This is a genomic window from Cohnella luojiensis (genome assembly GCF_004564235.1).
In the GTDB taxonomy this organism is placed as follows: Bacteria; Bacillota; Bacilli; order Paenibacillales; family Paenibacillaceae; genus Cohnella; species Cohnella luojiensis.
The window spans coordinates 19715-33410 of sequence record NZ_SOMN01000009.1; the positions used below are offsets into that span (position 1 = coordinate 19715).

A 13696-nucleotide genomic window follows, 5' to 3' on the forward strand; every position below is an offset into this window, starting at 1 on the left:
AAATTATCCGCTAGATTACGTCATAACTAACAATTACGAAAATAAAAACACCTCCACTCGAATCGCTCATAAGCTTACGATTCAGGGAGGTATTTATTCTAGTTAAAGTAATTCTAATCAAAACCTTTTAGCCCAATCGCGTGCTTCTTTTATAGCATTTTCTTTAATGGTCGGCGCTTGATCTGGTGTTGAAGCTATGCCTTCAATTAAGATGCCTTCAAACGAAGAAACGCCTAAAAATTCCATAACGACTCCTAAGTGACGATGACCCATTTCATATTCTGCATAAGGTCCCCCTTGCGAATATACCATTCCGCTTGCTTGAATATGGAAAGCCTTTTTACCTTCAAGTAGACCGATAAGACCTACATCAGGAGCATATTTGAATGTTTTACCTGAAACACATACTGCATCAATGTAAGCCTTCATAATCGGCGGGAAATGAAAATTCCATAAAGGATTAACAAATACATATTTATCGGCAGCCACAAATTGATCTACTAGTTCGCCAAGGCGACTAACTTTTGCTTTTTCTTCAGCACTCAACTGCTCGAAATCGGTACCAGAGCTTAATTTCCCCCATCCACTAAATACATCTGCGTCTATATGAGGAATATTCATTTGATAAAGATCAAGATTCACGACCTCATCATTCGGGTTAGCTACCCGATATGCATCTAAAAACTCTTTACCGACAGCTAAGCTAACTGACTTACTATGATCATGAGGATGAGCTGTAATATACAATACTTTTGCCATTTTAGTTATCTCCTCTTTCTACTTTCAATTTGATCGCATAACGGTGACGAAATATACTATGTTAGCCAGAATTGTTCCTATCGTAATCATAATGTTGCTGCATATTCATGCTAGTCCAGTACACTTAAGAACGGATGCTCGCCCGGTGTAAATCTAAATGGAGAGTAACTGACTTTTCAGGTAGATCCTATTCTCGTCGACGGGTACACCGCTTGTCCTTATGCGCCCTATATTTGAAAGCTTAGGTACCAGCATTTCTTGGAATAATGATTCTCGATAGGTCACAGCAATTAAAGAAGACCTTTTACATATCAGATTGGAAAAATGACGGCCTAAAAAAATCAGGAGCGCTTGCAGCTGAACCTGACTGGAACAATTATGAACGGGTTCATGTTGCTTTCGCTGCGTTTCATAAGCGAAACCATAGATGGCCACGTCAAATGGCACGCACTCCCGTAGAGTCACCATCTCTGCTGTAACCGATTATGAGACAACCATAAAATATGCGTTAACCTTCGTGAAACCCCCGACAGCCGATCTGGCAATCCGGTTGATCGATGATTCCCAAAGAAGAAAAGATACACGTTATCAAAGCCCTGTCGAAGTAATGAATCATAATACAGCTGCCGGTAAATTTATCGTTCTATCACCTCCACTCACGTTTTGCCCTTCGAACATATAACGACGCTGCGATTCTTTATGTGACAATGAGCGATATTTTTAGACGGCGCAAAGGCCACGTAATCATCTACTGAAAATTACAAACATTTGCTCTATGGGCATCAATACTCGAAGCCCCTGAGTGCTTCCGGAATACAGAGCATCCAAATCAATTTTTTATCTCTACCGATAAATGGCAATCTCTCCATGAATAATGGATACTATTGTCATATTTGATGAGAAAAATAATCACAGAAACCGCATAAAATAAGGTGTCGTTTTCATAATTATTGAGATTCAAACTTAGTTTTCTTCTCACAACGTCTTTTTTCATAATTGTTGAGAACTCCGGATTATCCGATTTGCATGAATATGCATCCCTATTCACTAGTTATATGTTACCGGGTCCTATAATTGAATAGGCCCATGCGCCGCAATTACATGGGTCCCTGGTGTGACTTTGGCCCATTTAGCAATGCGGGACATCGTTAAATGGTTTGCCATTGTCTCGAATCGTATGGATTATCACATCAAGTTAATTAATGGACTAACCCTTCGAATCAAATATAACTAGCTTAATTGGAACGCAATACAACTTGATTTTGTTAACTTACATAACTTTCATGACTTTCCATAGTTCTTAATCCTTACTCATTAACTAGTTAGAACAGCCTAATGGGATATTCCAGATTTAAGTAGAAGAACGGAGCACGCGAACCCGCGAAACTCCGTTCTTATTCATACATAATTGTTCAGAATCCGACTTCATTATTATTATTCAAGAGGCTAACAACTTTTCTTGCTTTCGTTTGGTTGCGAAGAGAGAATATGCTGCTACAACTGCAATCGCAACCCCGATTGCCCCGATCCACGATACGGATGCGAGTGAAACTTGCTCCACAACAATGCCTCCGATTCCGGCTCCCGCAGCCATGGCTAATTGCATCATGGACTGGTTGAGGCCCAGCATCGTTCCTGTCGATTCCGGCTGATCATTGTCAATAAATATTGCTGCGTCGGTCCGGATGACCAGGCCGCGAACGACCATACGACAAGGATGGTCAGCACGCCGGCCAATGTGTTCGTCACTAACGACAACAAAATCAGCATGACAATGTGGAGCAACATGCCGCCCATTAACGTAACTGGAACCCCCCAGCGATCCGTACTGTAACCGCCGAATTTTGACCCAATCAAGCTGGCAATCCCGAAAACAAGCAGTACACCGCTAATCCACTTGTCACTTATCCCTGAAACAGTAAGCAGATAAGGCGAAAGATAGGTATAAGCGATCGAGTATCCGCTAAGCCAGAAGAAGGTAATGGAAAGCCCGATGGCCACTTTTCTTTTCTTTAGGAGACCGAGCTGTTGAATCAACGGAATGGGCTTGTCTCCCTTCGTCTGCGGTATAGAGAGGACAATCACGATCATCGCGAGCAATCCTAATAAAGCAATTCCTGCGAAAACCGACTTCCACCCAAATGCCTCAGCCATTATTCTTCCAAGGGGCACTCCGATAATCAATGAAGCCGTGAAACCCATAATGACCGTTGCGATCGAACTAGCCTGCTTGCCAGGCGGAGCTATTTTGGCCGCTATGCTTAATGCCGTGACGACAACCATACCTGCGCCAAGAGCCATAATAATCCGTGCGGCGACAAACAGTCCATAGCCAGGTAAAACAAATGAAAGGATATTCCCGAGCCTAACGGATCGATACCGAGCTTCTGAAATCTTCTAATTAATTCCTCTCCCCTATCAGCAATTGCTTTGCTTAATTCCGTCTCTACTATACGTTTGTATGGATCCGTTATTTTTATTTTGAAAGTCGTAATTTACTTGATCATGCCTTTCATTCGCACTCTGATCCTGAATTCAGAAATGCCGGAACGAGATAGTCATCCTATATCGGACTTGAGAACCTTGATTTAGTATGGAGACGTATTCATCCTTATTCAAACGTACTTCAAACGTGCCAATTTTCGATTTTTCGATCAGCAATCGGAAAATCTTCATTTCTTCATCGTTTAAAGACGCCACGAATTTGTCGTCATCAAACAAGGCGAGTCCGGTAATCTTGATTTTTTTTTCCTGTAATTTAACGAGCGGCAAATAAGGGTCCCTGCCCAGAACGTTATCTGATCGATAACCGTTTTTTTGCACGCACCCCGCCAGAGTCAGCAAGAACGGCAGAATAAGAAGAGCGCGAGCCCCTTTGATCATGCGGGTTTCACCTTTTTCTTGAACATCGAGAGTACAAACATAAGCGGAACATAACCGTAAACGACACCGGAACCCATTAAGGAGCCCCATTGATGCACTTTGTTTATCGCTGTATAATCCGTTAGGAATTTCATGGAAATAACCAGCGCAACTGCAAAAAATGGAACGGTCCTCGATGGTCTGATAGACACAAAGGTCATGGCAATGCGGCTTGCAGACCATAATGTTAAACAAAGGATAGGCACAGCCCGAAGCAGGTTAAAGATACGCCTATGAATTCGAACCTTTCAAGATAAGGAATTCGAAAAAATTGAAATAGCGCCAAGGTCGGCCATTGTACTCTGATTAATTGAACTTTGCTAAAGAAAGATAAACTAGCTACGACTTCAATTAAACGCCCTAGCCGTACAGATCGACATCAACTCCCCGTTCCTGACCGTTGTAAAAATTGTTCAGAACGAGCCGAATGGTATGGTCCCCTTTGACGAGCTTGACCTCTTGCGTTTCTTAGATAACGTGAACGAGACGATGGCGGCCACTAAAGCAAGGGCTGCTGTAAAGCTTGCGACCCATGGGTTATAAAGGACGGTGGAGGCGGAATTTACGAACGCTCCTCCCGCTCCCGCACCTGTCGCCAGCCCCAAGTGGACTATCGACAAGTTCAGCCCGAGAACCAAATTGCTTGACTGCGGAGCTTGCTGAATAAAATACGTTTGCAATGCCGGATTGCTTAAAAAGAATGAAAAGAACCAAAGGGTGATGAATGCCAATCCTAGGGCCAATAATGAAGTAAATACGGGAAGTAAAGCAAGGGTACCCGCAGATACCGCAATAGCGATAGTAATCGTTCGAGCGCTTCCCCATTTATCGGAGCCAATACCGCCCAGATGCGAACCAAACGCGCCAACGACACCCAAAACAAAGATCATGATTCCGATGCGGGACTGATCCATATGAAGAATCGATTCTAAATAAGGTGACAAATAAGTTAACATCACCGAATTACTCGTGTACATCAAGAGGGAGACTACCAAACCGGTCAATATTACAGGATTGCCAAGCACCTTGAATTGTTGCGTAAAAGGAACCGGGGTGTCCCCTTCAACTTGGGGCAGCAGGCGGATCAACCCCAGCGTAATCAACCCGCTGACAACGGCTAAAACAGCGAAGATGACTTGCCAACTCCACCACTGGGCTATTGCAATTCCTATCGGTACGCCCAGTGCGATTGCACTGCCAAATCCGAGTGCAATTATGCCGATCGCGCTGCCCATTTTGTCGGCAGGAACCAGTTTTACGGCGGAGCCGAGAGCTGACACCGTGTATACGCCCGCGCTTAACCCCAACAATACTCGGGAAAACATCAGGATCGCATAATTCGGACTGAAAAAAGAAACCAGAGAGCCTATGATAAATATGATCAATGAAAGAACCAACAATGTTCTGCGTCCCATCCGTAAGGTAAATGCCACAAAAATCGGTGTCCCCAAGGCAAATGAAAGGGAGTAAGCAGTGACCAACTGCCCTGCCAGGCCGATGGAAATTTGTAAATCATCGGCGATTAATTGGAGTATTCCGGCCACTACTAACTCGGCGGTTCCTACGACAAACCCCCCGAATGCGAGCAAGTAGATGTTCATACGGCTCATTTTCGTCATTCGTAATCCTCCTCCATCAAATCCATATTAACGCCAATAGCGGTTCGGCTGCCATCGGCCGCGGCAAAAATTAATTGGGAAGGCATGAAGTAAGAAGCATCGCCGGCGGAATATAAACCAGGTATCGATGTTCTTCCCATTTCATCCGTCTTGATCCCTCCCAATTCTGTCCTTTCACACCCCAAACGTTCTCCGAACGGCGCACTTTGAACAAATTGGGGAGTCACGAAGCCGCCGACCCTTGGGACCCAGGTCCCATCCGCAAAGCGAACATGCTCAAGCCGCCCATTTTGGCCGATGAAAGCAGCTATGGGTTGCTCCATCACCACGATTCCCTTTGATTGAAGCCGATTTTTTTGCTCTCCCGACAGGGGCGCCTGGCCGTTCGTGCATACGACCAAATCCTTGCTCCAATTGAGGAGAAGTTTGGCTGTATGAAAGACGGAAGGAAATTCGGAAACAACGACAAGTGGTTGATCCCGCAGCTCCCAGCCGTCGCAATAGGGGCAATTAAACAAACTTTTCCCGTATAGCGGATAAAAGCCTTCGATCTCGGGAAATATCTCCTTTACGCCCGTCGCCAGGATCAATTTTCTCGCTAGAACGCGAAGGCCTGACGAACCGAGCATCTCGAATCCGGATTCCATCTTGCCAACCGAAACAACCTCGGATTGCAGATGATCGACAGACGGATAACGCAGCACCTCCTCATAAGCGATGCGACGGAACTCGGCCGGCTTTACCCCGTCTCTTGTGATAAAGCCGTGAGACGCATGGGTAACGGCATTTCTAGGCTGATTGTTGTCGATCAAAGCCACGCTTCGTCTTGCCCTGCCAAGCACGAGGGCTGCATTCAAGCCAGCGGGTCCTCCTCCAATAATGGCGCAATCGTAAATCATGACATCTCACCCCTTTTAATTAGATATAAGAGATTCATAATATCTATAATATAGCGAAAAAAAACCGCTTTTTATACGAACCAGCATTCTTACTTTCAACATAAAGTGGCTATCTTAAACTCACGTTTGCTTTTTGGGCTATGTCCGCCAATTTCGTTTTCTTGAGATGCGACTCCATTTTCTCTTCCGCTTCCTTCATTACATCTTGAATCAAGCATTCGTCGCCGTGGACAAAATCACATTCAAATAAGGAGGCGGTGCCCTCAATGGCCTGAATAATATCCAAAAACGTAATATCGTCTTTTTTACGCGATAATCGATAGCCTCCATTGGCTCCTGAAACCGATTCGATCATCCCTGCTTTCACGAGCCTCGTTAAAATTTTGGAAAGATAGGTTGGTGATACGCCTTGGGATTCCGCCAACTGCTGGACGCCTACCGGAGTAACCGGAGAAGCGGCAATAAGTGTGAGCATGGTGTGAAGAGCATAATTGGTCGCTTTTGTAAATCTCATGATAGCACCTCAATCAAGGACTTATTATATCTATAATATCCTCGAAGTCACTTATCTGTCAAGTTGCTATTTCAAAGCACGCTAACTGCCTTATAAGCAATTTGCGAGTCTTTCACTCTGTTGTCGTATTTACAATCTTACAGCACCATTATTTCGTGGCTCCAGTTCCCGATATATTTACTTCCGCGTCTATCGTCACTTTTAAATGCGGATACTGTTCTCGCCATTTCACTTCGTCCCAATGTCTCGTTCGGCTTCTCGCAAAGTCGCCGAAACCTAACGGATCGATACCTAGCTTCTGGAATCTTCGAATTAATTCCTCTCCCGTGTCAATAATTGACTTTCCCAATTCCAATTCTACTCTGCGTTTGTAAGGATCCGTTACTTTTAATTTGTGAGCTGTAATTTCCCTTATCATGCCTTTCATACGTACTCTGATTGTAAATTCAGGAATGCCGGAACGAGTTGCCATTCTATATCGGACTTGGGAATGTTGATTTAGTATGGATACATATTCATCGGTATTCAATCCTACTTCGAACGTGCCGGTTTTCGTTTTTTCGACCAGCAATCGGAAAATCTTCATTTCCTCATCGTTTAAAGACGCCACGAACTTGTCGTCATCAAACAAAGCGAGTCCGGTAATTTTGATTTTTTTCTCTTGTAATTTTACAAGCGGCAAATAAGGGTCCCTCCCCTGTCCCAACCATGCGTATTCAAACATATGCAGATTATTCGGCGGTAAATGTCCACTCTTGATATTGTTGGTGATTAGTTGATGTAAATACCTTCCTTTCTCCATCTGTTTCGACCAGTCCGCTTCCAACATTTGTTGAGCCCGTCCGTCAACGACTGCCAAATACATAAGTTTGGATACTCTCGGATCCCTCAAGGTCGAGTCTAAAGCCTTTGAGATTCCTCCTTTCGCAAGCTCGCTCCCAGCCAAAGTGACGGACAGCTTTCCGTAATGGAAGGGCGATTGATTCTCTTCCTGAAGGATTCCCCCCGCTTTTTGGGACGTGCGGCTTGCGGCGGTACTCACGATATTCATAATCTTGCTTTCACCATCACCCTTGTATAAAGGGGAGGATATCGTCACGCTTATCATCGATCCGGGTCCTTTATCTATACCTGCGACGATGGGTAACGTTATCTGATCGATAACCGATTTTTGCACGCACCCCGCCGAAGTGAGAAAGAACGGCACAATAAGAAGAGCACTAACCCCTTTCATCATGCTGGTTTCACCTTCTTTGCTATCATCGAGAGTACAAACATTAGCGGAATATAACCGTAAACGAGCCCGTTACCCATCAAGTTACCCCATTGATGCACTTGGTTGATCGCCGAGTAATCCGGTAGCAAGATCGCGAAAATAGCCAGCAAGGCCGCAAAAAAGGGAACGGTCCTCGAGGGTCTGATCCGCGTAATGGTCTTTGCGATGCGGCTTGCGGACCATAAACATAAACAGAGGATGGGCACCGCCCGAAGCAGATTAAAAGTAACGACTATGAATTCGAACCGTTCAATATAAGGAAGCCGAAAGAATTGAAATAGAGCCAAGGTGGGCCATTGTACTCTGACTAATTGATCTTTGCTGAAGAAAGTCAAACTAGCTGCGATTTCAATTAAATAAAATAAAGTCGTTGCCGCATTGGCCAAATGTACCCAGCGTTCGGACTTTTGCGGTTGTTTGAACCATGGATAATATATCATAAGGATTTCCAGGCCGAGAAAGCTGAAGGTCATTTTCTGCGTAGCTCTTATCATTTCCGAAGTTGAATGATCCATGGCCGGAAGCAAGTTGTTAAAATGCAAATAAGGCACAAGTTCCAGATGAAGAGGGAGAAGTACATAATGAATTAAACTAAACAAGCAAACCCCGATCACCGTTCGGAGCCCTCCAAATACCGCATAACAGGCGAGCAGCAGCAAAATCAGGCTTAGTATCCATGTCTGAACATCGGGAAACAGCCAAACCTGAACAACATAAATGAACGTTCGTAATGTAGTGCCGCCGAAAAGAAGAAAGTATCCGAGAAAAAACAAATTCAGCACGTTTCCTGCCCACCTGCCGAAAAAGGCTTGATTGATGGAAATAATGTCGTTTTGTGCTTTGTTTAGTACTCGATACATCATCCAAATCACAAGATGGAACATAATACCGGTTAAGCATACGACAATCCATGAGTCCTGTCCGACGAGCTTTGCAACGTCGCTCTGGAAGGTCAAGTGGCCTATTCCTAATTGCATGCAATGTGCCGCAAAAAAAGCCATGAAGGGAGAAAGCAATGATTTTTCACCGATTTTGCCTGCCATTCTCGATCACCTTATTCCTCATCGATTTCTACGCTCTTTCGGGAAGAATGGCGGGTGCGTAAGAAACTGGGTCGTCTTGGAAAACTGGAGTAGGGAAGACGAATTAGAGAATCATTTAAATCAGACAGTCGTAAAGGGTAAACGGGCACCAAATAAGGGGCTCCAATGCTTTTCAAACGGAGAAGATGCACAAGAAGGAATGCGAAAACAATAAAAATTCCGAGCAATCCTAACCATTCGGCGCCCAAGAGAAAGGGATATCGAAGGATACGGATCGTCGTGCTCATTCTGAAATTCGGCGTCGTGAAAGAAGCGAGTGCGGATAAAGCGACGATTACGAGCAGCACATTGCTGGTGAGAGCGGCTTCTATCGCCGCTGTACCAATTACGATACCTCCCACGGTGCCTATGGTTTGAGCGATTTTGGACGGCAGCCTTGCTCCCGCTTCACGCAAAAGATCAATTGTTAATTCCATGACCAGCGCCTCGATAATAGGTGGGAATGGAATGTCCGCCCTTGATGAAATCAGCGTGCTTAATAGCGAAGTCGAGACTACCTCGTAATGATAAGATGTCGCGGCGACGTATAGAGAACTCGCGATAATGGAAAAAGAAACGGCAAAAAACCGTAATAATCGAAAGAAGGAAGCCATGTGCCAAGGTAAATAATAATCTTCATACGCTACAAGAAACAAAGCGAAATTTACCGGGCCGATCAAGGCGTGGGGCGAGCCATCCATAAAGACGGCAAATTGCCCCAACCCGAGCGCGGCAGCAACGCGATCCGGCCTTTCCGTATCCAACAACTGCGGAAAAATGGATTTTTTGCTGTCTTCGATCATTTCGGACAGCATGGAGGAATCCAGAACAAAATCGAAATCGATACCTTCGATTCTCTGGATAACGGTGTTCACATACGCTTCATTCGTAATTCCTTCCATGTAACAAACGGCTATTTTGGATTTGGATAAGTTACCGACAGTCATTTCTTTTGTTTTCATTTCCGGAACAGGCAATCTCTTGCGCAGCAAATTTAAGTTAGCTGTGATGGATTCCACGAATGCTTCTTTAGGACCGATGACGCTGAACTCGATTTCAGGCGCCTGGACGTTTCTGCCTTCTTTCTTCCCAACATCTACGATTAGAGTCTGATTTCCCTCAGCCCGAAATCGTATTGCTGCGTACCCTTTAAGTAATCCTTCCTCAACGGATTTCCATTCCGATGTCAATTTCTTCTCCGTAATCGGCAGCATAGCGAAAAGCACATCTAAAGATTGATCCGCGTTAACGTTGAGCAGAGGCATTATTTTTTCATGCAAGATAGTCGGGTCAACCAAAGGTTTAAAATAGCAAATCGTAAACGGATGGCTAAAGTTGGATCTTTTTTCAAAAATTAAAAAATCAGATGAACCGGCCATCATTTTTAATTTTTCATTAAAATCATCGTTCTTATTGTTCATATGTATTTGCTCCAGCTATTTTTTTGCAAGAATCACCAATCATGCCTGAATATATAATGCACGATAGCAAAGTGAAATATCCCTTCCAACATGAAAAAAAGGCGATCCTAAGCATTATGCTCGGGTCTGCCTCTTCTTTATCCGATATAACGGATGCAATTGCTTCCGCTGCAGCAAGCTACATCTCTTCGTTATCGTTGCCGCCCTACAATTGTTAAAAAATAGTCGGTACCATCCCCCCATCCATACGGATTGGAGAACCTTTAAATGCGGATGCATAAGGACTACATACAAATGTAGTTAGTCTGCCTATTTCAATAGGCTTGATAAAACGCTGTATTTCAGATTGTGGTAGGTTTGTAGTCATAAATTCTTTCTCTTTTTCTGAAAAAGTCATATCTTCATTAGGGTACATACCCTCAATTATTTGATGCACATTTTCAGAGAGTGTTGGTCCTGGCATGATCGTATTGACTGTAACTTCTGTTCCTATTGTTAATTTAGATAAGCTTTTTGACAATGATAATAGCATTGATTTTGTCATACTATACTGAGGCATGAGTCCTGAAGGCATAATTGCTTCTTCACTCGCAATAAAGATAATGCGGCCATAATCATTTTTCAACATTTTAGGTAAATAAAATTTAGATAATCCATTTGCAGCAAGAACATTAGTATGGAAGTATTTTTCCCATATTTCATCGTCAACGTCCTCATATTGCATAATTTCATAAATACCCATATTGTTAACTAAAATATCAATATTAGGGTATTTTTCAAATATAGCTTCTCTTTGCCCAATATCCACAATATCGGCTGTAGCATTTTGAGGAGAGGTAGCCGGGAAATCTGACTTAATTTCATTTACAGTTTGTTCTACCTCTTCATCATTTCGTCCATTAATTAGTACATTAACACCTTCTTTGGCAAGTTCAATGGCTATTGCTTTACCTATACCTTTCGTTGATCCTGTAACTAAAGCTGTTTTATTGTTTAATCCCATATCCATAATACATTTCTCCTTGTGCTCTGGATAGTGATTATATTACCTTGTATGGATTGCTCAATATCTAGCATAATACGCCAAAGTTCTTGTTTAACACGCCAAACGATTAAACTCAATAAATCGGCATTCCTGGCCGGCCTTCTGATATCGAGTTTGTACCTAAATGTTTAGTACGCCAATTTGAAGGAGTATCACCTTCCCAAAGGCGGAAGGCGCGGTAGAACGAGTTCTGGTCTTCATATCCAATCAAAAAAGCCACTTCTTTAATATCGAGCGAGGGGTCTGCCAAGTACTCTCGTGCCTGCTCATGTCTAGCTTGTGTCAACAGATGCTTGAAGCTCGTGTTTTCGTCAGTAAGCCGGCGCTGCAAGGTACGATCGCTCATACCCAACTCCTTCGCGACAGCCTGAATGTCGGGGCGCCCTCCTGTGAGGCTACGTTTCATGATCCATTTGACCATCTCGGTAATTGAGCGGCTGCGCTGCTGTTCATCCAACGATCGGTCCAGAACGGGAGTCAGGATCTCCAGCAACTCTTCGTTGTACGAGACAAAGGGGCGGTCCAGATCTCTTCGATGTAGCGTCAACCGGTTACACTTTGCACCAATCCGGATACGGCAGCCGAAGTAAGCTTCAAGGGCCTGTACATCGCCCATTGAGTGCGAAAATTCGACGAACCGGGCCGTCAAAGGTTGACCTGTGCCCCGGCGCCCAAGCTCCAGAAGAAATGCCAACGTGATACCAATCAGCATCGGCGGACCGGGTTGCTCGGTATACAGCCATTCCAGTTCGATTGTACAGTGCTCGCCCTCCTCGTTGATACGTAAGCTTTCGGGGGGGCACAGTTGTTTGTACCGAGCCATTCGGTTTAGAGCTTCGCGGTAGTCACGAGCGTGGTAAGTCGCTAAGACGGTCGGTGGGTACTTCGCTGTTTCAAAGACGGTCGCAAGCTTGATGATTCCTTTGGCAGTGTCACCAATGAGATCGGAATAAGCCTGCCAGATCGCGAAATATTGGGCGGTGGTGACTACTGGTTCAGTAATAATGGTGAGCGGCAGTCGTGCTTTGCGGGCTACGTCGTGGGCGGCAATCCCTAATTGACGTAATCCTGCCCAAAATCCCGGCGGGATTTTAATTCGGTCAGAGGTATAAGACTTCATACATATGGGCCTCCTTAGCTACTAACTAAAACTCACAAAAACGAAGAATTTTGGCAAAGCAACCCCTCCAATATATGTCCATCAAAGTTAGTTTACTATAAAGAAAACTTTTTGGCGTTTATCAAAGGAAAACCTATTATGTTGCCGACCACATTAATTTATGCTATATTTATGTGGTTGGCAACAAAATATGGTTGTTAGAACTGAATTCCAATTAGAATCATGAAGGAGCGGACAGTTATGATTAAAATATTAAAATCTCATCAAAGTCCAACAATGGGAAGAGGCGGCCCCTTTCAAATTAGACGTATGAGACCAGGCAAGGTATATGGGGTACCGGCTTTTGATCTTGCTTTCGGGCCGCTTAGCGTTATTGACCATGCCACTCTTAGGGCAAATAACTTGGTCCCTATGCATGAACACCTCAACGATGAAATCCTGACCTATCTTATCAGCGGCAAGGTCACTCATGAAGATTCAATCGGTGTTACGGAGAACATTACACGTAGACGCTTAATGTTGATGAATGCTGGAAGCGGCTTTTCCCACGAAGAAAGGAATTCGGGCGAAGACCTTGAAGGTTTGCAAATATTTGTCAGGCCCAGAGAAAAGGATTTACCGCCGGGTGTTCAATTCTACGATCGTCCGGTTAATTATACCAATGGCACATGGCAGCTGGTGGCTGGACCGGAATCTTCCGATGCCCCTCTTAAATTTCGCAATCAAGTCATGGTATTCGATATCCACGCGGATGCAGGAGCAGAACTTGAAGCGCCCGTTGCTAAGGGAATGAGCCCCTTTGTATATGTGATGAACGGAACGGTTCAAGTGGGTAATACTACCCTTCAAAAAGGGGATGCTTTTACGTTTACAGAACTTGAAATGCCCATAATGAGAACCTTAAATCAAGCGATAATCGTCGTTTTTTTGTCGGATTTAAATGCAGCAGCCTCGAAATCAGGTACGATCAGCGGGGGGGGGGGGTAATTATGGACCGTTTGTGGTCAAAGCCATTTTTTCTTATGACTATAGGAATGTT

The 13696-nt window shown here is 44.2% G+C and carries 12 protein-coding genes and 1 pseudogene; 1 reads left to right on the forward strand and 12 read right to left on the reverse strand.

Annotated elements, in window-relative coordinates; all coding sequences use genetic code 11:
- Positions 1-117: 117 nt before the first annotated feature.
- From E2980_RS09150 to E2980_RS09205, 12 genes and pseudogenes are all read right to left on the reverse strand, one after another.
- Positions 118-759: an NAD(P)H-dependent oxidoreductase gene (locus E2980_RS09150; protein ID WP_135151883.1), complete on the reverse strand. Its 642-nt coding sequence runs from the start codon at positions 757-759 to the stop codon at positions 118-120.
- Between the two features lie 1438 nt (positions 760-2197).
- Positions 2198-3120, reverse strand: a pseudogene (locus E2980_RS09155) (MFS transporter); the annotation flags it as partial.
- A gap of 174 nt (positions 3121-3294) precedes the next feature.
- Entirely contained in the window at positions 3295-3642 is a 348-nt protein-coding gene (locus tag E2980_RS24155) for a Ger(x)C family spore germination C-terminal domain-containing protein (RefSeq protein WP_167747049.1), read from the reverse strand.
- Between the two features lie 226 nt (positions 3643-3868).
- Entirely contained in the window at positions 3869-4033 is a 165-nt protein-coding gene (locus E2980_RS25100) for a GerAB/ArcD/ProY family transporter (protein ID WP_135151971.1), read from the reverse strand.
- 61 nt (positions 4034-4094) lie between these two features.
- Complete coding sequence (locus E2980_RS09170) at positions 4095-5300, reverse strand: MFS transporter (protein WP_338080650.1); 1206 nt, start codon at positions 5298-5300, stop codon at positions 4095-4097.
- On the reverse strand, positions 5297-6199 hold the full coding sequence (locus E2980_RS09175) for an NAD(P)/FAD-dependent oxidoreductase (RefSeq protein WP_135151885.1): 903 nt from the start codon (positions 6197-6199) through the stop codon (positions 5297-5299). The genes E2980_RS09170 and E2980_RS09175 overlap by 4 nt, the downstream gene beginning before the upstream one ends.
- A 109-nt stretch (positions 6200-6308) precedes the next feature.
- A complete protein-coding gene (locus tag E2980_RS09180; protein WP_135151886.1) occupies positions 6309-6713 on the reverse strand; it encodes an Rrf2 family transcriptional regulator in 405 nt (134 codons plus the stop codon).
- Between the two features lie 148 nt (positions 6714-6861).
- On the reverse strand, positions 6862-7950 hold the full coding sequence (locus E2980_RS09185) for a Ger(x)C family spore germination protein (RefSeq protein WP_135151887.1): 1089 nt from the start codon (positions 7948-7950) through the stop codon (positions 6862-6864).
- Positions 7947-9032, reverse strand: a complete 1086-nt coding sequence (locus E2980_RS09190; RefSeq protein WP_135151888.1) for a GerAB/ArcD/ProY family transporter — start codon at positions 9030-9032, stop codon at positions 7947-7949. Before E2980_RS09190 ends, E2980_RS09185 begins: the two co-directional genes overlap by 4 nt.
- 11 nt (positions 9033-9043) lie before the next feature.
- Positions 9044-10492, reverse strand: a complete 1449-nt coding sequence (locus tag E2980_RS09195; RefSeq protein ID WP_240702948.1) for a spore germination protein — start codon at positions 10490-10492, stop codon at positions 9044-9046.
- A gap of 214 nt (positions 10493-10706) precedes the next feature.
- On the reverse strand, positions 10707-11501 hold the full coding sequence (locus tag E2980_RS09200) for an SDR family NAD(P)-dependent oxidoreductase (protein WP_135151890.1): 795 nt from the start codon (positions 11499-11501) through the stop codon (positions 10707-10709).
- 109 nt (positions 11502-11610) lie between these two features.
- Positions 11611-12657, reverse strand: a complete 1047-nt coding sequence (locus E2980_RS09205; protein WP_135151891.1) for a helix-turn-helix transcriptional regulator — start codon at positions 12655-12657, stop codon at positions 11611-11613.
- A gap of 240 nt (positions 12658-12897) precedes the next feature.
- Here E2980_RS09205 and E2980_RS09210 point away from each other — a divergent pair, with 240 nt between their 5' ends.
- Positions 12898-13644 (forward strand): pirin family protein, encoded by a 747-nt coding sequence (locus E2980_RS09210; protein ID WP_135151892.1) that lies wholly within the window; start codon positions 12898-12900, stop codon positions 13642-13644.
- Positions 13645-13696: the final 52 nt, after the last annotated feature.